General features: G+C 37.3%; 21 protein-coding genes and 1 pseudogene. 14 read left to right on the top strand and 8 right to left on the bottom strand.

What is annotated here, in order from left to right; translation table 11 throughout:
- Window positions 1–49 precede the first annotated feature (49 nt).
- The 6 genes from ACQKKK_RS08780 to ACQKKK_RS08755 all read left to right on the top strand — a co-directional run bounded on the left by ACQKKK_RS08780 (window position 50) and on the right by ACQKKK_RS08755 (window position 6,021).
- Window positions 50–367 (top strand): competence protein ComK, encoded by a 318-nt coding sequence (locus ACQKKK_RS08780; protein WP_427615620.1) that lies wholly within the window; start codon window positions 50–52, stop codon window positions 365–367.
- Window positions 368–983: 616 nt separating this feature from the next.
- Complete coding sequence (locus ACQKKK_RS08775; RefSeq protein ID WP_427615844.1) at window positions 984–2,732, top strand: LytS/YhcK type 5TM receptor domain-containing protein; 1,749 nt, start codon at window positions 984–986, stop codon at window positions 2,730–2,732.
- Between the two features lie 4 nt (window positions 2,733–2,736).
- On the top strand, window positions 2,737–3,468 hold the full coding sequence (locus ACQKKK_RS08770) for a LytR/AlgR family response regulator transcription factor (RefSeq protein WP_427615619.1): 732 nt from the start codon (window positions 2,737–2,739) through the stop codon (window positions 3,466–3,468).
- A gap of 150 nt (window positions 3,469–3,618) precedes the next feature.
- The gene (locus ACQKKK_RS08765) at window positions 3,619–5,070 is read left to right on the top strand and encodes a carbon starvation CstA family protein (RefSeq protein WP_427615618.1); all 1,452 of its coding nucleotides are present in this window, start codon (window positions 3,619–3,621) and stop codon (window positions 5,068–5,070) included.
- Window positions 5,071–5,276: 206 nt separating this feature from the next.
- Window positions 5,277–5,546 (top strand): excalibur calcium-binding domain-containing protein, encoded by a 270-nt coding sequence (locus ACQKKK_RS08760; RefSeq protein ID WP_427615616.1) that lies wholly within the window; start codon window positions 5,277–5,279, stop codon window positions 5,544–5,546.
- Between the two features lie 214 nt (window positions 5,547–5,760).
- The gene (locus ACQKKK_RS08755) at window positions 5,761–6,021 is read left to right on the top strand and encodes an SDR family oxidoreductase (RefSeq protein WP_427615843.1); all 261 of its coding nucleotides are present in this window, start codon (window positions 5,761–5,763) and stop codon (window positions 6,019–6,021) included.
- Between the two features lie 259 nt (window positions 6,022–6,280).
- Here the strand turns inward: ACQKKK_RS08755 and ACQKKK_RS08750 are convergent, their stop codons facing one another.
- Both ACQKKK_RS08750 and ACQKKK_RS08745 read right to left on the bottom strand, forming a co-directional pair.
- The gene (locus ACQKKK_RS08750) at window positions 6,281–7,135 is read right to left on the bottom strand and encodes a DUF1835 domain-containing protein (protein ID WP_427615614.1); all 855 of its coding nucleotides are present in this window, start codon (window positions 7,133–7,135) and stop codon (window positions 6,281–6,283) included.
- A gap of 233 nt (window positions 7,136–7,368) precedes the next feature.
- On the bottom strand, window positions 7,369–7,617 hold the full coding sequence (locus ACQKKK_RS08745) for a hypothetical protein (protein ID WP_427615612.1): 249 nt from the start codon (window positions 7,615–7,617) through the stop codon (window positions 7,369–7,371).
- 666 nt (window positions 7,618–8,283) lie between these two features.
- On the opposite strand from ACQKKK_RS08745, the gene helD reads away from it, so the two are divergent.
- Window positions 8,284–10,617, top strand: a complete 2,334-nt coding sequence (gene helD, locus ACQKKK_RS08740; RefSeq protein WP_427615610.1) for an RNA polymerase recycling motor HelD — start codon at window positions 8,284–8,286, stop codon at window positions 10,615–10,617.
- Between the two features lie 81 nt (window positions 10,618–10,698).
- Entirely contained in the window at window positions 10,699–10,935 is a 237-nt protein-coding gene (locus ACQKKK_RS08735; protein WP_427615608.1) for a hypothetical protein, read from the top strand.
- Between the two features lie 350 nt (window positions 10,936–11,285).
- Here the strand turns inward: ACQKKK_RS08735 and ACQKKK_RS08730 are convergent, their stop codons facing one another.
- Entirely contained in the window at window positions 11,286–11,501 is a 216-nt protein-coding gene (locus tag ACQKKK_RS08730) for a DUF3951 domain-containing protein (RefSeq protein WP_427615606.1), read from the bottom strand.
- A gap of 238 nt (window positions 11,502–11,739) precedes the next feature.
- Between ACQKKK_RS08730 and sspL the strand changes: the two genes are divergently transcribed.
- Both sspL and ACQKKK_RS08720 read left to right on the top strand, forming a co-directional pair.
- Window positions 11,740–11,874, top strand: a complete 135-nt coding sequence (gene sspL, locus ACQKKK_RS08725; protein WP_309558098.1) for a small, acid-soluble spore protein L — start codon at window positions 11,740–11,742, stop codon at window positions 11,872–11,874.
- Window positions 11,875–12,534: 660 nt separating this feature from the next.
- A complete protein-coding gene (locus tag ACQKKK_RS08720) occupies window positions 12,535–13,170 on the top strand; it encodes a YczE/YyaS/YitT family protein (RefSeq protein WP_427615603.1) in 636 nt (211 codons plus the stop codon).
- A gap of 369 nt (window positions 13,171–13,539) precedes the next feature.
- On the opposite strand, the gene ACQKKK_RS08715 is transcribed toward ACQKKK_RS08720, so the two are convergent.
- The 5 genes and pseudogenes from ACQKKK_RS08715 to ACQKKK_RS08695 form a co-directional block, all read right to left on the bottom strand.
- Entirely contained in the window at window positions 13,540–14,232 is a 693-nt protein-coding gene (locus ACQKKK_RS08715) for an LrgB family protein (protein ID WP_427615602.1), read from the bottom strand.
- Window positions 14,202–14,606, bottom strand: a complete 405-nt coding sequence (locus ACQKKK_RS08710; RefSeq protein ID WP_427615842.1) for a CidA/LrgA family protein — start codon at window positions 14,604–14,606, stop codon at window positions 14,202–14,204. The genes ACQKKK_RS08715 and ACQKKK_RS08710 overlap by 31 nt, the downstream gene beginning before the upstream one ends.
- A 103-nt stretch (window positions 14,607–14,709) precedes the next feature.
- Entirely contained in the window at window positions 14,710–15,369 is a 660-nt protein-coding gene (locus ACQKKK_RS08705) for a GntR family transcriptional regulator (protein WP_427615600.1), read from the bottom strand.
- Between the two features lie 355 nt (window positions 15,370–15,724).
- Window positions 15,725–16,464, bottom strand: a pseudogene (locus ACQKKK_RS08700) (NADP-dependent phosphogluconate dehydrogenase); the annotation flags it as partial.
- Between the two features lie 39 nt (window positions 16,465–16,503).
- Entirely contained in the window at window positions 16,504–17,772 is a 1,269-nt protein-coding gene (locus ACQKKK_RS08695) for an ATP-binding protein (RefSeq protein WP_427615598.1), read from the bottom strand.
- A 257-nt stretch (window positions 17,773–18,029) separates the two neighbouring features.
- Here ACQKKK_RS08695 and ACQKKK_RS08690 point away from each other — a divergent pair, with 257 nt between their 5' ends.
- The 4 genes from ACQKKK_RS08690 to ACQKKK_RS08675 all read left to right on the top strand — a co-directional run bounded on the left by ACQKKK_RS08690 (window position 18,030) and on the right by ACQKKK_RS08675 (window position 20,416).
- Window positions 18,030–18,305 (top strand): hypothetical protein, encoded by a 276-nt coding sequence (locus ACQKKK_RS08690; RefSeq protein ID WP_427615596.1) that lies wholly within the window; start codon window positions 18,030–18,032, stop codon window positions 18,303–18,305.
- Between the two features lie 354 nt (window positions 18,306–18,659).
- Window positions 18,660–19,211 (top strand): SUKH-4 family immunity protein, encoded by a 552-nt coding sequence (locus ACQKKK_RS08685; RefSeq protein WP_427615595.1) that lies wholly within the window; start codon window positions 18,660–18,662, stop codon window positions 19,209–19,211.
- Window positions 19,212–19,430: 219 nt separating this feature from the next.
- Window positions 19,431–19,880 carry an SMI1/KNR4 family protein gene (locus tag ACQKKK_RS08680; RefSeq protein WP_427615593.1) on the top strand — a complete coding sequence of 150 codons (450 nt, stop codon included), beginning with the start codon at window positions 19,431–19,433 and terminating at the stop codon, window positions 19,878–19,880.
- 80 nt (window positions 19,881–19,960) lie between these two features.
- The gene (locus ACQKKK_RS08675; protein ID WP_427615592.1) at window positions 19,961–20,416 is read left to right on the top strand and encodes an SMI1/KNR4 family protein; all 456 of its coding nucleotides are present in this window, start codon (window positions 19,961–19,963) and stop codon (window positions 20,414–20,416) included.
- Window positions 20,417–20,800: the final 384 nt, after the last annotated feature.

The following is a 20,800-nucleotide window of genomic DNA, read 5'->3' as shown; positions in this document are numbered from 1 at the left end:
TAACCAGTATACTCCTAAAAAATGAATAGTGAAATGGAGAGTGAATGGAATGAACATTCGAAAAAACTATTTATTGAATATGGAAACGGTGGGAATGATGGAGTGTTACGATTCCGATGGTGTCGAGATGACCACGGTAGTGGAAGGAGAGAACACATTCCATGTTGCACAACCGCGCCAGGAAATCCTGAATAGCACGCTAAACCACTTTGGCTTGGATCTGGATGGCGGGCTTGCAGCAGCCAAATCCGTACTTGGCGGTAAATACAGGCTTCCCGTCTGCATAAACGCACAGCTGGGAATTGTCTGGTTCTCCTCCCGCTCTTTCCGGAAAAGAGGAGGGGTCTGGTTTTCCTATTCACATTAGTGACTTCGAGGAAATGAACGAAAAAGAAACATTGGTCCACACAAACTATGGCCATTGCCTTCCTGTATCCTTAAGCAAAAATCAGCTTGCCTTCAAAAGGGACCAAGCAGCCTATCTGCATACGACCTTCCATGGACGCTCTTTGGGCAAAAAAAGCTTTTACTACGAGCCGGGAAGCGGAATTACCTTTTGCAAAGAACCTGGGGAGGTTCAATACAGAGTGAAAGGGAAGGAATAATAAGTGTAATGTAAGAGCATGATTTCTTCTGAAATCATGCTCTTAAAGGTGTCTACTGTAATCAAACAGAAGGAATTATTCCGTCTGCATAATGCGAATATTGGATCATTTCCTTTTTGTTTTGAACGGATTCTTCAATGGCTTCTCAGTTGGTAGAATAAAGTATTTCTTCAAGGGCATCAACATGTTATCATCCTTTTAACGATCTTAGCTTCATTCTACTCTGGATTTATTGTGATAAAAATCACACTGGTTTCCAACGTGCATGTGAAAAGAGATGTGGTGAACAGATGCATCCGGAGTATAATAAAGAAGTGCATTGCGCAGAGTACAAGCTACCAGACAATAGAATTATATAGAGTTATTGGGGGTGAAAGCATCTTTGAATTATTGATCATCATGACAGAGCGGCTCGGTATTATCGTGACGATCGCTTTTATCGTGACACGTTTTCGCTTTTTTCGGCAAATGTTAAATGAAGATAATTTAAATAGAAAACAGCGCGTTAAGGCGATCCTGTTTTTTGGTGTATTTGGGATTATAGGCACCTATACAGGCATAACAATAAACTTCGATTCACTTGAAACGGGTCGATGGGTCAATACGGTCGGGGAAGATGAAGCCATTGCCAATTCTCGTGTCATCGGTGTTGTTCTTGCCGGTTTATTCGGCGGCTGGCCCATTGGATTGGGGGCCGGTTTGGTGGCGGGTATCCACCGATTTACGTTAGGTGGATTCACGGCGTTATCATGCGGGTTTGCAACAATCGTGGCGGGGCTGCTTGCTGGACTTTTCTTCAAAGTAAATAAGCATGTCAAGCTTTTAACGGCTTTCATGATTGGGGCAGCGGCAGAGGCGATTCAGATGATCATTATCGTTCTAATGTCCAAGCCATTCGATAAGGCACTCTCCATTGTAGAGCATATTGGCATTCCGATGATCATTGCAAACGGCTTAGGCAGTGCTTTATTTTTATTAATCATAAAAAGTGTCGTAAACGAAGAGGAAAAGGCAGCCGCATTGCAGGCACAGAAATCGTTGAGAATTGCGAGGAAAACACTCGGTTATATGCGCCAAGGAATGAATGAACAGTCTGCGATAGCCGTGTGCAGGATTCTATTCGAAGAAGTGAAAGCAAGTGCGATTGCCATTACCAATGAAACGAAAATCCTCGCCCATATCGGGTTAGGGGGCGACCATCACTCTCCGGGCCGTCCGCTGCAGACAGAGATTACACGCCAAGTGATTGAAGGTGGAGACTTAATTGTTGTAGGTAAGCGGGATATTCATTGCCAAGAATCGAATTGTCCGCTTCAAGCTGTAATTATAGGGCCACTTAAACAAGGGAACAAGACAGTCGGTACATTAAAATTATATTTTCGTAATGAAAAAGAAATTAATAATGTAGATATAGAGCTAATGTCAGGACTTAGCATGCTGCTTAGTTATCAATTGGAAGTTTCACAGCTTGATGAAGCACATGAACTGGCGAAGGAGGCCGAAATTAGGGCCCTTCAAGCTCAAATCAATCCGCATTTCCTTTTCAATGCCTTGAATACTGTCATATCATTAACGAGAATTGATCAAAACAAAGCCAGGAAAATGCTGCTGAGTTTATCTCAGTATTTCAGACAGAACCTTGCAGGAACAACGAAGGAATGGACTACATTATCAGAAGAGATTCAGCATGTCCAGTCTTATGCGAATATTGAAAAAATGCGGTTCGTCGATAAATTACAGATTACGTATAGTGTTGATGAAGAAGTGTTGTCGGCCAAAATTCCCCCACTTACGCTGCAGCCATTAATCGAAAATGCCATACACCATGGATTTAAGAACAAAACGGAGGATTGCTTAATCACTGTTAAAGCAAAAAATGAATCTGCTTCACATGTTCGGATTGTCATCAAAGATAATGGTACCGGAATCGATCCTGAACGATTACAGAAGCTAGGTCATGAAATGATTGTATCGAAAAGCGGTACAGGCATAGCGCTTTATAATGTTAATAAACGCCTTACGATGATGTTGGGTCAGGACTCCGCTTTACATATAAAAAGTGAGCATGAAAAGGGAACGGAAATATCCTTTATGATTCCAAAGGGAATAATGGAAGAAAGCAGGTGAGAATATGAATGCAGCCATTCGAACACTGGTCATCGATGATGAACGCTATAGCCGGGAGGAACTGATTCATCTATTGAAGCAACATCCGTCCATTGACGTAATTGGTGAGGGGGAATCGGGAGAACAAGCAATCCTAAAGACAATGCAAATGCAGCCTGACGCGATCTTCCTCGATGTTGAAATGCCGATCATGAATGGCATGGATGCAGCGAAAGCTTTACGCGAACTGAAAAATGTCCCGAAACTAGTCTTTACAACCGCATATCCTCAGTTTGGAGTAGAGGCTTTTCGGTTGGATGCAGTAGACTATTTATTAAAGCCTTATGATGAAGATCAACTAGCAGAAACGATAAGCCGTCTTGAGAAATTATGTCTTAAGCCAGAGGATAACAAGCCGGTCAAATCAGCAGGGAGGCTGGCAGTCGAGGTGGAGGGAGAAATTCTATACCTCCATCCAAATGACATCATTTACATTTCACGCGAAGATAAAGTTTCGAAAATCGTTACGACAGAACAAGAATATGAAGTGAAAACGACGGTTAAAGAACTTGAAGAAAGGTTGAGAGAATTTCCATTTTTCCGGATTCATAAAAGCCACTTGGTGCATTTAGACTATGTAAAGCGTCTTACTCCATGGTTTAACGGTGCTTATCAGCTGGAGCTGAATGGACGCGATGAGTTGCTTCCCGTAAGCAGAAACTATGCGAAAGCTTTCCGAGCTACATTAGAACTATAAGTAAATGTGACTAATTTTTGAACTTTTTACATCTTAATTAGTAAAATGAACATCTTAACTTGCTAAATCGACATGATACAAAGAATTCGCTCTTTTCTGTCTATTCCTCCTTTATACTACTTGTAAGCGATTACAAAGGAGGTTATATAGATGTATACATTTATAGCCGGAGTTATTCTATTAATACTCGGATATTTCACATATGGTAAATTCATCGAAAAAATGTTTGGGGTCAAATCGGAAAGGCCGACACCAGCTTATGCGAATCAGGATGGTGTCGATTACTTGCCTATGAGCACAAGTAAAAATTCATTGATTCAATTATTGAACATCGCAGGCGTTGGACCAATCTTCGGTCCGATCATGGGTGCCTTATACGGTCCTGTCGCCTTTATCTGGATCGTTATTGGCTGTATCTTTGCTGGAGCGGTTCACGATTATCTTACAGGGATGATTTCCATCAGGAATCGTGGAGCACATTTACCAGAACTTGCAGGAAAGTTCTTAGGAAAAGTGATGAAGCACGTCGTAAATGCATTCGCTATTCTATTATTGGTTCTGGTGGGTACCGTTTTCGTCACGTCACCAGCAGCATTGCTTCATAACTTAATGAACGGAACGGTCAGCTTAACACTGATCACGGTTGCTATTTTCCTCTATTATATTTTAGCGACACTATTGCCGATCGATAAAATCATCGGTAGATTTTATCCAATTTTCGGTGCCTTACTTTTAATCAGTTCAGTTGGAGTGGGTGCAGCGTTAATTTTTCAACAAGCACCAATTCCAGAACTAACATTATCCAACTTGCATCCTGACAATATTCCCATCTTCCCACTATTATTTCTAACGATCTCATGTGGAGCACTATCGGGCTTTCATGCGACGCAATCGCCAATCATCTCACGTACGACTCAAAATGAACAACAAGGCCGGAAAATTTTCTATGGAATGATGATTGCTGAAGGAATCATCGCCATGATCTGGGCCGCAGCTGCCATGAGCTTATTTGATGGACCAGTTGGTCTGAACGAACTTCTTGCAACAGGCGGAACTGGACTAATCGTAAGTGAAGCAGCAACAGTAACACTTGGAGCCGTAGTCGGAACCATTGCAGTACTTGGTGTTATAGTCCTGCCAATCACTTCAGGAGACACCGCTTTCCGAAGTGCGCGAATGATCATTGCCGATTACGTTAAATTCCCGCAACTGAAAATGAGCAGCCGCCTAATCATCGCCATCCCGCTGTTCATCATCTCAATTGCCCTAACACAAATCGACTTCAACATCCTATGGCGCTACTTCTCATGGGCCAACCAATCAACAGCTGTCATAGCCCTATTCGTTGGAGCCATGTACCTATATATCGCCAAGAAAAACTACTGGGTATCCTTACTGCCAGGGATATTCATGCTCTACACAGTACTTGTCTACATCCTAAACGCACAAATCGGATTCAGACTATCGATGGACATCTCCTATATCATCGGAGCCATCATCAGCGTCGCGCTAGTCGCCGTCTTCTTCGTAGCAGCCAAGAAGCAACGGGCAGCGAATATTCCGCTTGAAGTAGATATAGGGCATTATAAGAAACCAGCTTAAGGGAGAAGCCACCGGGGGATCGGTGGCTTTTTCGTTTGGTCTGGCGGATGATATAGCAATGAACTTTAAAGCTGAGGAATAGCATTTGAAGTGAAATAGTACATACATAAAAATATAAAAAAATATGGAAACATTGTTATTGTAAAAAATGAAATGATACATTATGATTAGTAAAAAAGTAATTTTTAGGAAGGGGAGTATATATATTGAAAAAATTATTTACTATTTTACTATCTTTAGGACTAGTTTTGGGTCTCTCGTTTGGTGCGAATGATGTTGCCGGTGCCAAAACAAAGGCGAAGACGTATAAAAACTGTACAGCATTGAATAAAGACTACAAAGGAGGCGTAGCTCGTACATCTTCTGTAAAAAATAAAGGAGGAAAAACGAAATACAAGCCCCATGTTTCAAAGGAGCTATATGATGCCAATAAAAAAAGCGATCGTGACAAAGACTTGATCGCTTGTGAAAAATAACGATTATTTTAAGAGACCTTTTAAAAAAAGAAGGTCTCTTTTTAGTTATGATGTAATCCTAAAAGGAACCTTCCTTTGATCAAAAATGCACTGCAAGCCATGCAAAAACAGAAAAAAGGACGCATCATCAATATTTCGTCTGCCGAATCTCGGATGCATACAAGTCCGCCTATTGTGCCGCAAAATTTGGTCAAGTTGGCTTTAGGTAACCGCACTGGAAAATGCATTGAATGGCATTACATGCAATACGATCATGCCCGGACCAGTACGTACAGAATTAATCGAAAAACAATTGCCAATCCTGGCAGAACAAGATGGTATAACAGTAGAAGAAGCTCTAAACCACCATATCCTGGGCAAACGATGGATCAAACGTTTATTCGAACCATCAGAAATTGGTGCAACGGCCGTATTCCTAGCTTCAGAAGGTGCAGCCATCACTGGTGAAGAAATCGGCGTTACAGGCGGAATATAATCCTGTAATTCTGTTACACATAAATAAACGGGCATGCGTAATGCCAGGCTGTAAAAATATGTATAACTGATGGCCCTTAACGGAGAACCTTCTATAGCTTGACCGTTTGGTGTATTGGCACCAGTGGTCTTTTTCAATGGAGAAGGTTAAATGAATAAATAGAAAGGGCATGTTTTAGATTAATCAAAACATGCCCTCATAATATTTAATTGGATTATTCATTTATAAAATAGGTCGAATAACGATTCATTTAAAAACGTTAAGTCCGTAGTTTTATGCTATAGAATCTCATTGCTGTAGGGACACCCTCTATGTCAAAAGTTCCGTTATTTATTAGATGCCTAACTCGGTATTGAATAAATTCGTCTCCTAAATATTGTTCTAGATGACCAATTACTTCGCCTACTAATACTGCACTTTTCATAAAATCCCTATTCTTTTGTTGGCTATGTACCTTTCGGGCCTTGTTGATGATGAATAGGTCATAAAAATCTTCATCAACCCCATGCACTTCACCATTATCCCAAATACGCAATACATCTTGTGCCTCAGCTAAAAGCTCCCATTCTCGATGGAATTTTCTTCTATCCTCGATGGAAATAGGGTTATTCGTTTTATTTTTCTCGTAGATCGACTTCAGTTTTTCTGGAGGAATTCCACCGGTAGTTAGAGGGGAGTATACTCTATCTGAATCTTTGAATTGTTCATGATAGGCTTTAGTCGTATTAATTAAAATGATGTTATTTCGCTTATTATTCAATAAATACAAAACATATCTAACTCCTGTTTGTTCATGGGAACTATCGCCTGCCCAAAGAAAGATGGTGGTTTCTTCTGGAACATGGCAAACCATATCCTTTGTTTTATTGAAATCTTTCCCATAGTCCATTTCATAGTAATCATCTTCTGATAAAAACCGTGTTCTAAACCAATCTATCCTCTGTTTCACTCCAACTTCATCATGTAATTTCCAAATAGGTCCGACTGAAAAGATGTCCGAAAAACATAGCACGTGCTCTTCATTTTCAATACCTAGTTCTCTTAGACTCATTTTCAGCGATCCGGAAGTTGATTGTCCAAAAACAATGTGTAAAACTTCACTCTTATTTATCACAGCACTTGCACCAACTTTTTTTATACAAGTTTAACTCATGTACGGTAAATAATCTAATAAGCTTTATTGGAGCTACGATTAGCGCCAATAAAAAGTCTAAAAGGTTTCGGAATAAAACCATTCCGAACCCTTTTTATCTACAAACTGTAGCTAAAGCCATACAGGTTTTTAGCCTTTTTCTCGTGGTTTACCCTCCGCTAATACCCATTTACTTCGATAAGAGTTCAGCTTTTTTATCTTTCAAACCGTCCAAAATGTGTATTTTCTCGATTTATAAGTGCATCACCAAGATTGATTCTGCTCATAAGTCTTTCATGGTCCGAAGGAAAACGTTCTCTAATGTTTGCAAATCCCTCTATTGTTGGGATATCACGATTAGGGCTAGGACGTTCTTCTCTTTGAAATCCGGGGTGCATTGGGTCTCTTCGGGTATCAAGGTTCCCTGCATTATTAAATGGATCTTTGTTATTATCTTGTGGCATGTATTTCACTCCTTCGCTTATATTATTTGCTGATGGCATTAATCTATTCGCACGTCATACTAATCCCTATCCGTATAGTGACGAAAACATCTTATGATCCGGGGATCTGGTGACTTCATCTGTATGGCCGTATACACCCATTTTTCGGTTACTTCATGTTTGGTTATGAATTATTTCATGGGTCATCTTTTTATTGCATATATGATTAAGGAGCGGGAGAGGGATTATCGACCCTAATTCCATGTTAATCAACCATTCAAGCAACACCGGATGTTGGGTAAATCATTAGCATTCCAAGTGATACTAGCGTTCATGGAGCATTATTGGTGGAATACGAATCAACCGTTGATGTGAGTGTTGCAGCTATTATGAAAACAGGGCTAGCGAAACATTTAGGCTTCAAAATGTAAATAGTCATAAAAATAACCAGTTAAGCTATTTGCTCAACTGGTTATGACTTTAAATGTTAAATTAGAGTTGAAAATGACGATTTATTTATTATGGCAACTGATGTGCAATATACATTGAAATAATTCAGAAATTGTGATAAATTAGTATAGAAACACATTTAATTATAAATAAAAGCAGTTTGCCCCTTACTATAAGTATAAGGTAAAACTCACCTCTAGTCAACCCCTATTTTTATTTTTTGAAGGAGTGTCTGATATGAATAATGAAATTCGGCATGAGCAAGAACGTTTGGATGAGGTGATAGAAACAATTACGAAACAAATCAGCAAAATAGAAGGAGAAACTTCCCGGCGCAGAAATGAAGTTGTTAATATCCGTAAACACTTTTGGGATGACCTCAAGGTTAATATGGATACTTTCGATGATTACCTCGAGACCATCATTGGCTTAAGGCAGCAGGCTCAAGACTTGTCACAAAGCGAAGGCGCACATAGATATTCCTTCAAGAGGTTGTCAACACTGCACCGCATGCAGGAGGCACCTTATTTCGGCCGGATCGATATCACTGAAGAAGGGTCTTCCCTTACGGAACATATTTATATTGGGACCTCCACCCTTACTGATACAACAGGAGAAAACTTCATTGTCTACGATTGGAGGGCTCCGATTTCGAGTGTCTATTATGACTATCCTCCCGGCCCTGTAGAATACTCTACTCCCGGAGGCATAATTCAAGGGATGTTGGAGAAAAAGTGGCAATATATCATCAAGGGAGGGGTTATCGAATCAATGTTCGATACGAGTCTCACCATTGGAGATGAGATACTGCAGCAGGTGCTTGGTAAGGGGACGGATAAGCATATGCACAGTATTGTGTCCACCATTCAACGGGAGCAAAATAGGATTATCCGGAACGATCGCGGACGTCTGCTCATTGTTCAAGGAGCCGCCGGTAGCGGCAAGACATCAGCTGCCCTCCAACGGATCGCTTATTTGCTCTACAAGAATCGGGAATGGCTAAAAGCCGATCAAATCATTCTATTCTCTCCTAACTCAATGTTTAATAACTACGTATCCAGTGTGTTACCCGAACTTGGCGAAGAGAATATGCAGCAGGTAACATTCCAAGAATACTTGGATCATCGTTTGACTGACTCGTTTCAAGTTGAGGATCCTTATGAGCAATTAGAATTTTTGTTGACTGCAGCGGATGATCCTTCCTATAGCACTAGGACAGCGAGCATTCAATTTAAGGCCTCAACTCGCTTCTTTGAGATCATCAAAACATACAGACAATCACTGGAACGTTCTGGAATGATCTTTAGAGGGTTAAAGTTCCGGGGGGAAACGCTCGTCTCCGCCAAACAAATCTCAGAAAGATTTTATAATACAGACACCACCTTACGTTTTCACAATAGGGTTGAAAAGTTGAAGGAGTGGTTATGTGAGTTACTTGATGAAACGGAAAAGTCTGAGTTGAAAAAAACCTGGGTCCAGGAGGAAATCGAGTATCTTAGCAAAGAGGACTATCAAAAGGTATACACCTACTTAGAGAAAAAACGCGGCCATACTGAAGATTCCTTTGACGATTATGAGAAAGAGCATAAAATGCTCGCGCGTATGATTGTTCGCAAGAAATTGAAGACATTACGCAAACGGGTAAAAGCACTTCATTTTATCAATATTAAGCAAATATACAAGCAACTCTTTGACGAACAAATACGGAATGAACTGTGGAATGAGGGTGAAACACCTGGCGAAAGGGACATATGTTTATCAACGCAAAAAATGCTGGACGAAGGTAAACTGCATTACGAAGACGCGACTCCATTTTTGCTGCTGAAGGAGCTAATTGTAGGATTTCAGACGAATACCTCTATAAAATACGTGCTTGTAGACGAAGCACAAGATTATTCTCCATTTCAATTCGAGTTTTTGAAACGGTTGTTTCCTTCTGCAAGGATGACCGTGCTTGGTGACTTTAACCAGGCAATATTTGCTCATGCCAGTGAACGGATAGATTTCCAGACTCTTACCAGCTTATACGGAGTAACTGAAACCGAGAGTATAACCTTGGATCAAAGCTACAGATCCACAAAGCAGATTATAGAATTTACACGTGAATTAGTTCCTGAAGGCCATCGAATTAAGGCATTCGACCGTGAAGGTGAAAAACCTGTACTGACTCAAGTGTCTAGCCGTGATGAATTGCACCGCAAAATCATGTCTAAAGTCAAAGACTTTCAAAGTCGTAAGTATAATACCATCGCAATAATCTGTAAATCTGCTGCCGAAAGTGCCGCTGCATATGATGCCCTTAGTATCATCGGTGAAATTAAACTCGTACAAAAAGGCACAAATGAATATGAACAGGGTGTTGTTGTTATTCCGGCTTATTTGGCCAAAGGCATCGAATTCGATGCTGTCATCATTTATGATGCATCAGTAAAAACTTATGGGGATGAGAGCCTGCGAAGATTGTTCTACACCGCATGTACCCGGGCTATGCACGACTTGCAGATTTATACGGTTGGCGAACCCAGTCCCTTCTTGCAAAACGATGTAAGGAAGAGTTTCCTTCTGACATAATAGTGCTTCCTTTTTTCTCCTTTCATTTTATTGTTCTTTTATCAAATACTATAAAAGTATCTTTAGAAAGGAGGAGATGAATTGCCTAACGAGGAAGAAAACAAATCGGTAAGACTTGATAAGGTGGAAACGGGAGAAAGTCATCCGACTGGTGAATCAACAACTCAATCAGTTAATGATGGGCATTATCATTATCCAGGGCCCATAGAAGAAGGGTATAGTGGAAATACTGGAAGAGCAGTACAGCCTGACGGGAAAGAAAATCGCGATATTCCTCAGAACAAAGACACAATAAATTACACTCGTATTTTAAAGTAGGTTCTTCCAATATAGTAGGGTGTTAAAGGTATTACATTGGTTTATGGTTATACAATATGGAAACAGCTTTTTTGAAATCTGTGTAGACTTTAGTTCTATGCAGGTTTTTTTGAGGGTTTGTAAAATTAGAACGTTCTTGGAACGTAGGGAACTCGCTTTCCGCGGACTTCCCTAGACTGCAAGAAAATGCTTGAGCTATAGGACAAAAGCAAAAAAAGTAAGCAACCAGACTGAAAAAGTTTATCCAGATGTTGTTTATGGAAGCGAGGCAGATGGTGAAATGATACTCCCTGCATTAAACAACGAAAATGTAACTGAACAATAAATTGCTGGATAAAGACATAATCCGTTCAAATGGTTTTGTCTTTATCGCTTTTTTCTTCATATTCGATAAAGTGTTTTGTATCTTGTTCATGGTAGTTTCTTTTAACATCATCTTTTTTTCCCATAACCATGTCATCGTAAGGTGTATACATGTTAGAAGGCGTTTTCTTTTTGAAAAGCATCCTGTAGCAAATCAGTCCGATAATGCCAACTACAATAATAGTAAATAGATACGAAACCATACAAGCCTCCCCTAAAATCACCATAAAATTGAACTTATCTATGCAGTAATTAAGATAAGTATATATACCATATTATACCATATGATAAAGGGCCAATTTTACTCTGTATCTTGAATGCTTCTTTTTACTTCATTTATTGCATGAGCAGATAAGGAGGCAGTAGAATTACGGATTACAAAGAAGGAGCTCGTTTTTAATTTACAACAGTTCGGACATAATATACTTGGAGGTGAAGGAAATGAGTAAAAAGACAGCAGGAAGAGGCCGAATCGCACCAAGTGTTAACCCGCAAGGACATGGAAAAGATGTCGAATTCGCCACTGAACCAAAAAGCGAGCTTGAAAACAAGGCAAAAAAGTCCAATACAAAATAAGCGTATTGGGCAAAAATATGGTCATAAAGAATGCCCTTCTCTTAAATGAGAGGGGCTTTTAAAAAGTAAAATTCTAGACTAACTGTGTCAGGGAAGTACTTCCTAATTACTGGCAAAAGGTATTAAATATTTGGCTTGGTACTTACTCGTGGAAAACAAATTAGTCGACTCCCTATACGTTAAGGATCCGGTTGTTCTGTTTCATGCTCTTTCAGACACATGTTGTGCTTGACCTTCGCCATGTAAAAAAGCAACGAGGAAAGAGAAGGTAATTCAAATGTGATAAGGTGAACCGTATTATAAGTAAATGAGGTTTTTTCTTAAAGATAAATAAGTTGATTTAATGTTCTCCTCCTGATTTTAGGTAAAACCTATTCAAGAGCCAAACTTAGATATCTTCTTCTTCTTGATGATTTTTTAGATAACCATAACAAATGGAGGAATTTTTTATCTTCAAAAGGAAAAAGCTGACGTGGCTATATGATATTGCCCTCGTCAATTGTCCCATTGGTAAAACGAATAAGATCCCATAATTCTCCTTTAATAAGAAAATTAAAGATACGCTTTTTTTGTTATATTTCAGAAAATATAGATTATGATTTCTGTCCAAATTTAATGTTATATTAATAAAAAAATAAGATATAAGATAGAGGAGCGGTTATGAAAAAGGAATGGATTCTACGCTGGTCTTTTTTTATTTTTGGATTAATAGTGTTAGCATTGGGCATATCTTTAACAATTGAAGGAAAGCATTTAGGGATTGGACCATGGGATGTTTTTCATTATGGTCTATTTACTAAATTTGGCTTTACTATTGGAACTTGGTCGATAATAAGTGGATTTTTACTCTTGGTGATCAGCTCAATTTTCAATAAGGCATGGCCAAAAATAGGGGCTTTTCTGAATATGTTGTTTCTAGGCTTATTTATTGATCTTTTTAATTGGATTTTACCTAGCATTGATAGTTTAGTAGGAGCAACAATTGCTTTTATCATAGGTGTTGTTTTAATTGGGTATGGTATTGGATTATATGTTTCTGCTGATTTTGGAGCAGGTCCTAGAGACAGCTTTATGTTATTAATTGTTGAAAGAACGGGTTGGAGCATCCCGTTGGTTAGAAATGGAATTGAAGTACTCATTTTTCTTCTTGGTTGGATGCTAGGGGGGCCTGTTGGAATTGGAACGGTGTTTATTGCGTTTGGATTGGGTCCAATTTTAGGATTTTCTATTCCTCAATGTAAGAAACTGATGGCATATTTTCTTGAACAAAAGGATCGCCTGTTAACGCATATGTAGAAAATCAAAAATGAATAAACACGATGTATGAGTATCCCTTCATGGGGGGAGCCCCTTTCAGGTCAAAAGTATTTGCTAGTCCCCGCTTATTTGAGAAACCTCATTTAGATATGCTATGGAGAACCGTATCATAAGTAAATGAGGTTTTTACCAAGGTTTTGTTACAAGGGTAATTATTGAGTGATTACATAAAGCAATTTAGTTCTGTTTAAGAAGGACTTTCAGTGTTATCAATTAGGTGAGTACAATCTTGCCAGATAAAAAGTCCAATTTCCAAAGGGCAGATAAAGGAAATTGGACTTCTTTTTAGTTGGTTAATCGAATACTTAGATGTATAAGTAAACTTTATTTTATTCGTGAGAGAGTTTCTTAAAAGTGGAATAGCCACACAATAATTGGTCCTAAAAAGGTACCGATGATTGCACATAATGTCATGGCAACGGAACTCATCGAAAATGTGAGTTCACTGTATTCGGCAGCTTTTGCAGTTCCCATGGCATGTGCGTTACTTCCGAGGGCAATCCCTCTTCCAATCGGACTATGCACTTTCATAAATTTAAAGATAGTAGGAGCGATTATTGCACCAAATATCCCCGCAATCATAACACTGAAAATTGCCATAGAGGCATTTCCCCCCAGCCCTTCAGCAACTTCTATCGCAACAGGAGTAGTAAGAGACTTAGGGATAATGGAAAGAATTAATGTATGATCTATTCCCAGTAGCTTAGCTAGAAGGCCGACACTGACCATTCCAGAAATAGCGGCGATTAAAACTCCACCTACTATTGTAAATAAATAATTCATTAAAAAACGACGTTGTTTATACAAAGGATAAGCAAGTGCTACAACTGCTGGTCCTAAAAGGGAATTCACCCATTGCCCGCCTACCATATAATTTTTGTACGGAATATGAAGCATTACAAGGATGAAGATGATGACCGCCGTCGTAGTTAAAATGGGAAGTAAAAAAGGATAGGTATATCGTTTATACAATTTAGACATTGCTAAATAAACAACAACGGTTAATAGAATCATGCAGAATGCGAAGAAAACTTGTTGCATTCTTTATCATCCTTTCTTTTTTGTGCTTTTTTCTCAAAAAATTGGCTTGCAGTTCCTGCAATTGCAATGGAAATGATGGTACTTAATAAAACCGTTATAACGAGTAACGCACCATGAATAGAAAGTAACGAAGGATAGTTCATGATTCCAACGGTTGTTGGAATAAACAATAACATTAATATACTTATCAAAAAAACTGCTCCACTTTCAATGAACTTTACTGGAACAATTTTTAAACACAGACAAATAAAAAGTAATAACAGTGCTATGATACTTCCCGGAATAGCGAGATGGAAAAAGTTATGAATCGCGGTTCCGATAAAGGAAAAGATATATAAAATAATAATTTGTAAAGAAATGGTGATGATTTTCATGTTGTGTTGTGTTGTTCCTCTTTTAGGAAACAACGTCCCTTCTTTCTTTTAAAAATGAATATTTAGTACATCGGCTAGAGGGTGAAATTGTAGATGTTCCTCTTCACTCCCACTCCTTAAGATTTGTTATGATTGTGCGATGTGTGATATCAAGATGGTTTAAAACAGCCTCCGTTGTTTGACGTAAATTCCTTGCTCTTAGACCCTCAATAATTAATCGATGTTCGTATGAAACCTCATCTAAGGTTTTTCCAGCCTTTAATGCAAAGAATCCATACCAATTAACATGGTCGGTAAGGTTTTGGATTAATTGATACAGCCGATGATTTTGACTTAGCCTAGCCAGGAACAAGTGAAAAGCTGAATCAGCATACATAAATTTTATAGGGTCTTTCTGAATGTCGGATAGTTGATTATCCATCTTCTCAATTTTTTCAATTGTTTCGTCATTAAGAAGAGGAATAAGTAGCTCGATGGCCAAAACTTCATTAGCCTTTCGCAGTTGGAAAATTTCATCCACATCTTGTCTATTAATGGTTTGGACCACAATACCTTTTCTCGGTATAGACTGAATCCACCCTTCTAGTTCTAGCTGTTGCAAAGCTAATTTTAATGGGGTACGGCTAATTCCAAGGCTTTCACTAAGTGAACGTTCATATAACATGGATCCAGATTCGACTTTATGTTCAATAATGCCTTTCTTAATTTCATGATAAGCATGATCTTTAAATGACTGGGGTTGTTCTACCTTTAAGAAACTCATCAATTTTCATCCTTTATAAGCATAGTAGTTAAATTTTAAGGGATTATCAGTATTGTTAATAATCTACGAAAAAAGGAAAAGAAAAACAGTTGGTATCTGGTATACCAGATACCAATGAAAAAGTATATCATTGGTTTCGTCTCTTTACAACCTTTGATAGAGGGCATAAATTCTAAAAAACTAATTAATAAACCTCATTTAGACATATCACGGTGAACTGCATCATAAGTAAATGAGGTTTATTAGGCAGTAAAATAAGCTGAAATATACAAAGACATTGAATGGGCAGTATATATTTCAGCTTAAATTAATTTGAAATTCATAACCGGTTTAACTTATTTTTTGTCTCTTTTAATCACTGCCATTTTGTGTGAAAGACACCTGTTAAATCACGCCGTTCATAGGTATGAGCACCAAAATAATCACGTTGTGCTTGCAAAAGGTTAGCATTTGAGATGCCTGTATGATAGCTATCGTATAATTAAGTGAAGCGCTTAAGCATGGAAACGAGATACCAGAATTTATTCCCTCACAGACAACCTTACGCAATCCTATCTGGTAATCAGTAACCTTTTCAGCAAAATATGGGGAGATTAATAAATTAGCTAGATTTATTTGTGTTTGATATGCTTCGCTTATTACATTTAAAAATTCTGCACGAATGATACAACCACCACGGAAAATCAGAGCAATATCCTTTAAAGGTAAATCCCAGTCAAAAAGTTCAGAAGTCATCTTATATTGCGTAAAACCTTGTGCATATGCACAAACTTTTCCCATATATAATGCTTGTCTAATATAGTCAATCCACTCATTTTTATCTAATTTTTGTTGAACTTTCTTAGGGCCTGTTAGAATCTGTTCTGCATTAACCTGCTTCTCTTTTAAAGCAGAAGTATAACGGGCAAATAATGACTCAGTAATAATCGATGCTGTGACACCGTTATCAATGGCTTGGATGCTGGTCCATTTCCCTGTTCCTTTTTGTCCAGCTTTATCCAAGATCACATCGATCAGTGGCAAGCCGGTTATCTCATCCTTTTTTCGTAAAATTTCTGCCGTGATTTCGATTAAATAACTTTTCAGTTCGCCTTGTCTAACTTTTTGGGTTCACTTCAATGGCGGACTTTTTTATTATTTTGCAGAATCACCTTCTTGATAAACGGGAAGTGTTACTGAAATCGTTGTGCCCTTATTCAAAAGGCTATTTATATGAAGTGTTCCATTCATCGTTTGGATGGTCTTAACAGCTACCATTGATCCTAACCCTGTTCCTTTTTCTTTGGAACTGTAATAAGGTTCGCCAAAACGACTTATTTGTTCTTTGTTCATTCCTATTCCATTGTCACTTATTTCGATAATGATGTCGTAATTATTTACATAGGAAACAATACTAAGTTCCCCACCGTTTGGCATTGCCTCTATACCATTTTTAATTAGGTTTAGGAAGCATTGCTTGAAATGTTGAATATTCCCCCGGGTAATGCCTGGAGTCAACTGCTCTGATATAGTTACTAAATTCATGCTAGCCAATGGCTTTATCATTTCAATTACATATCCTATTTCACGGTTAATTAAAATAGGATCCACTTTTTCGGTTCCAGGTTTTGCGAATGCTAAATATTCACTAATGATGGATTCTGCACTATTAAGCTCCCTAACGACATGTTGTATATATTGTTCTCTTACTTCTTGAGTAAGGTCAGGAGCCTTTAGCAGTTGAACAAATCCTTTCACAACTGTTAAAGGATTTCTAACTTCATGTGAAATACTGGCAGCAAGCTGACTGACTACCTCCATTTTTTCAAGCCTTATCATTTGTGTTCGGATTAAAATGGCATCTTTTAAAATTTCCATGATATATACAGCCAAAACGATAATGAGAGGAGGGAGGATAATAAAGTAAAATATATACGCCTCCGTTATTCGAAAATAATCAGACATAACGAGTGAAATAAAGCTGGTTAGGATTCCTAGAAACAAAATTAATAGAATTGAGCTAATTAGCTTGTTTTTTCTATTAAAAGTATTGAATTTTGAAGAAAATAGAGCCGTTATAATAAATATAACAATATAAACAATTAACGTAAGGAAATTGAAACCATAAAAAGCAAACCTAAAAGTTAATATTATGACAAAGAGGGCAGCCCCTACAGGCCAACCACCATAAAGTGTCCCTATTATAAAAGGAATTTGCCTGAAATCATGGACACAGTATTCATCTATATAAATAGGAAACTTCATACATAATATAATAGGAATGCTCATGGAAGCAGTAATAAGGGTCTTGCGATACTGACTTAACCTTTTGCCATGATCTATAAAAGTGTAATAAATTAAAATACTTACTAAGATATAAAAAAGATTATCTAATATGTTTTGATTAATATAAATAAAATTCATTGGATTCTCCTGAAAAACAATTTGGTCTATTATACAAGAATAACACTAAAAAAGAGAATCTTAATAAAGTAATTTTTTAACAGAAAGACATTTAAATTAAAAAAGAGTTGATTAATGCGCATGTGGGTAAAAAAGTTATTACTTATATTTAAGATTTATCAGTTGTAAATTTGGTTTTACATATAATAAAAGTAGAGGTGATTGAAAAAATGGACAAGAGACATAGAAATTAACGCCCCAATTGAACAGGTTTGGATATGCAACAAATCATGCCTCAAGTAGTTGAACACAAGCCGATTAACATAACGGAAGAAGTAGTTGTGTATCTCCAAAAATATAGAGAAGGAAAACGTACAGAAGAGTATGATATAGAAACATTAGAATATTTAAATGCAGCTAATGAGAAAAAGCTAAAAGTAGGCTTTACACTTGTTAAAATGTTTGAAATTACAGCTTTCTATGAACTAAATAAAATCAATGATAATAAGACTTCCTCTACATACACAGTCACCAGTCGCCCGATAAAGTGGTAGTTGAATTTTAGCACGTGTCAAGAATGTAGCTGAAACAGAAACGGGTAGGTAATGATTTAGTTAATCTTCCGCAATCGACACAACAACACAGATAGAAAATGATCCAACTTTTTTCAAGGTAGATTCTTTTTAATTTGTCGTAAAATATTGGAGTGTGAGGTGTTTTTGGCTGATGCTTACTGCAAAAGGGAGTTGCTTCGAATAGAGATACAGAGGTTGGTTAATTATGGGTATTTGTGGTTAGTTGTTTAGTGAAACCCACTTCATTTCTTGAATAAATATAGAAACTCTTCTAAAATAATGAAATTGCGACTAGATTAGAAACTTTTATAAAAAATTCAGGAAGGTGAGAAGATGATACTACCAGAGGAATTTAATGATAAATGGGATGTTAACAAAGATGGCCCGCTAATTAAATTTAATTACCAAGATTTAATGAGTACAGATTTTTCTGATGAAGTGAAGAGGTTTTTGTCAATAGGAGGCTTACCTGAAACTCCTCCACCATATTTAGAATTTACTTCGTCACAATCGTTATTAAGGCCTATTACGTATGTATTTAATATGCCAGAAGAGTTTCAAAAATATTGGTTTTTGGGATCTACTGGTTCCGGGGATCCGATATGTATAATTGAGAAACAAGAAAATGTAGTGTTTCTTCATAATAGTGATGATTATAAAGAGATATTTATTAATTCTTCTTTAAATCAATTTGCAGAATGTTTATTAGTATATTCAAAAATGATTGATAAGGCAATAGAGGTGAATGGTGAGGATGCCTTTATTGATAATGATATACCGAAATCTGTGATTAATTGGCTAAAAGAAGAATTAGAAAGAATTGATGCTAAGTGTATGGAAAAGGAATGTTTTTGGTTTACTGAGATTGAGAATTTATATGAATAACTGATAGCATTTTAAAATAGAACTTTAAAGCACTTGATTGCTTTTAAGGTAACAGGTGTTTTTGTTTTTTTATGAGATAGTTATTCTTTCGACGACATGAATGATGCTTTACTGAAATTCATGGCTCATGATGGGCTATCCCTCATGGAGAAATGATTTTATGCTTGATTCGTGTGGGGATAAACCATTAATGGAAATAGATAGGAGGAGGATTTAACAATGGTAAGAATTGAAAACTCGCATAATAAACTTTCTCTAGAAGTGATAGAGCAGTTTGAAACAGAAAATAATGTGAAATTAACGGAAAAGTATAAGGGATTTTTACTTAAATGGAATGGGGGAACTCCTGAGCCAAGTATTTTTGATATATCTGAAGAGCAGGGAAAAAGTGTTTTGAATGTATTTAATGGGATAGGTGACATGTATGATAACTTGGAAGAGGTTATAGACATATATGAGTATAGACTTCCAGATGGATTTATTCCAATAGCAGATGATCCTGCTGGTAATGCTATATGTTTAGGCACTAAAGTTCCTTATATGGATAATATTTATTTTTGGGATCATGAGCAAGAACCTGAAAACCCTGATGATATGAGCAACATGTATTTTCTAGCGAATGATATTAATGAATTTTTAGAAAAATTATATGAAGACGTTGAAGAATAATCCAGTTTATTAATCAAGGATTTCTAAGTTGGAAGGAGAGAGGAAAGCAATACGAAACTCAAAACTAGAAGGTGATTTAGGTGAAATATTCTGAGTTACAAGAATTTATTAAGGAAAATCGACGAGATGCTTATTTTACAGGTGGAGTAAGTGATGAAAAAATTAAAGAAACTGAAATTAAACTACATGTCCCGCTTCCGGATAGCTACAAATGGTTTTTAAGGAACTATGGTTATGGTGGTGTTTTTGGTGTAGAAATAATTGGATATGGATTAGCTGGTCCAGCAGTAGTAGATGCCACTAAAGATTATCAGAAGTATTATCAATTAAGTGACGGGATAGTTGTAATTGAAAGTGTTGATGAATTTGCCTATTGCCTCGATACTAACAAAATGAAGAATGGTGAATGCCCAGTTATTATGTGGGATAATCAAGAAGGCTATGGACGAAAGGTAGCTGATAATTTCCTGGACTATTTAATCGAAAGTCTTGAAGAGGCAAAAGAAAACTGGGATGAAGATGAAGAAGATTGGTAAATGCTGAGGGTAATAGTTATTGTCTTGCTTTGTTATAAAGTAAGAAATATTTATAAAAGAAGAAGTGGATAGAGCCTTTCGAAAATCAAAGGAACTATCTATTTTTTTATTCATTTAGATTTATTTGGGCACCCAATGCCGTAATATGACAACATAGTATTGATGCTTTGGAGAATGTTGTGAATCGATTAAGGACTGTTGAAGTTCTTGAAGAATTATGTGAACTAGCTAGTAGGAAATAATTGAATGCAAGGAGGATATGTTTTGGATAAAAAAAGTGTAAACAAATCAATAAGGAATGCAATTAAACTGATATTAATGAAGTAAAACAATTAATAGGTGATGATAAAGAAATTTTGAGCACAATGACTTCATTTGGTCGTA

Origin of the sequence: Peribacillus sp. NPDC006672 (assembly GCF_050274955.1) — a bacterium.
Lineage (GTDB): Bacteria > Bacillota > Bacilli > Bacillales > DSM-1321 > Peribacillus.
This window is presented reverse-complemented; position numbering and strand designations above follow the sequence as displayed.

Bases quoted from the DNA above. Each gene is read 5' to 3' on its own strand.
- ACQKKK_RS08710 (WP_427615842.1), bottom strand. From the start codon at position 14,606: ATGAAAATCATCACCATTTCTTTACAAATTATTATTTTATATATCTTT.
- ACQKKK_RS08695 (WP_427615598.1), bottom strand. From the start codon at position 17,772: ATGAATTTTATTTATATTAATCAAAACATATTAGATAATCTTTTTTAT.
- helD (WP_427615610.1), top strand. From the start codon at position 8,284: ATGAATAATGAAATTCGGCATGAGCAAGAACGTTTGGATGAGGTGATA.
- ACQKKK_RS08680 (WP_427615593.1), top strand. From the start codon at position 19,431: ATGGTAAGAATTGAAAACTCGCATAATAAACTTTCTCTAGAAGTGATA.
- ACQKKK_RS08765 (WP_427615618.1), top strand. From the start codon at position 3,619: ATGTATACATTTATAGCCGGAGTTATTCTATTAATACTCGGATATTTC.
- ACQKKK_RS08730 (WP_427615606.1), bottom strand. From the start codon at position 11,501: ATGGTTTCGTATCTATTTACTATTATTGTAGTTGGCATTATCGGACTG.
- ACQKKK_RS08705 (WP_427615600.1), bottom strand. From the start codon at position 15,369: ATGAGTTTCTTAAAGGTAGAACAACCCCAGTCATTTAAAGATCATGCT.
- ACQKKK_RS08720 (WP_427615603.1), top strand. From the start codon at position 12,535: ATGAAAAAGGAATGGATTCTACGCTGGTCTTTTTTTATTTTTGGATTA.
- ACQKKK_RS08685 (WP_427615595.1), top strand. From the start codon at position 18,660: ATGATACTACCAGAGGAATTTAATGATAAATGGGATGTTAACAAAGAT.
- ACQKKK_RS08715 (WP_427615602.1), bottom strand. From the start codon at position 14,232: ATGCAACAAGTTTTCTTCGCATTCTGCATGATTCTATTAACCGTTGTT.
- ACQKKK_RS08745 (WP_427615612.1), bottom strand. From the start codon at position 7,617: ATGCCACAAGATAATAACAAAGATCCATTTAATAATGCAGGGAACCTT.
- sspL (WP_309558098.1), top strand. From the start codon at position 11,740: ATGAGTAAAAAGACAGCAGGAAGAGGCCGAATCGCACCAAGTGTTAAC.
- ACQKKK_RS08780 (WP_427615620.1), top strand. From the start codon at position 50: ATGAACATTCGAAAAAACTATTTATTGAATATGGAAACGGTGGGAATG.
- ACQKKK_RS08770 (WP_427615619.1), top strand. From the start codon at position 2,737: ATGAATGCAGCCATTCGAACACTGGTCATCGATGATGAACGCTATAGC.
- ACQKKK_RS08690 (WP_427615596.1), top strand. From the start codon at position 18,030: ATGCAACAAATCATGCCTCAAGTAGTTGAACACAAGCCGATTAACATA.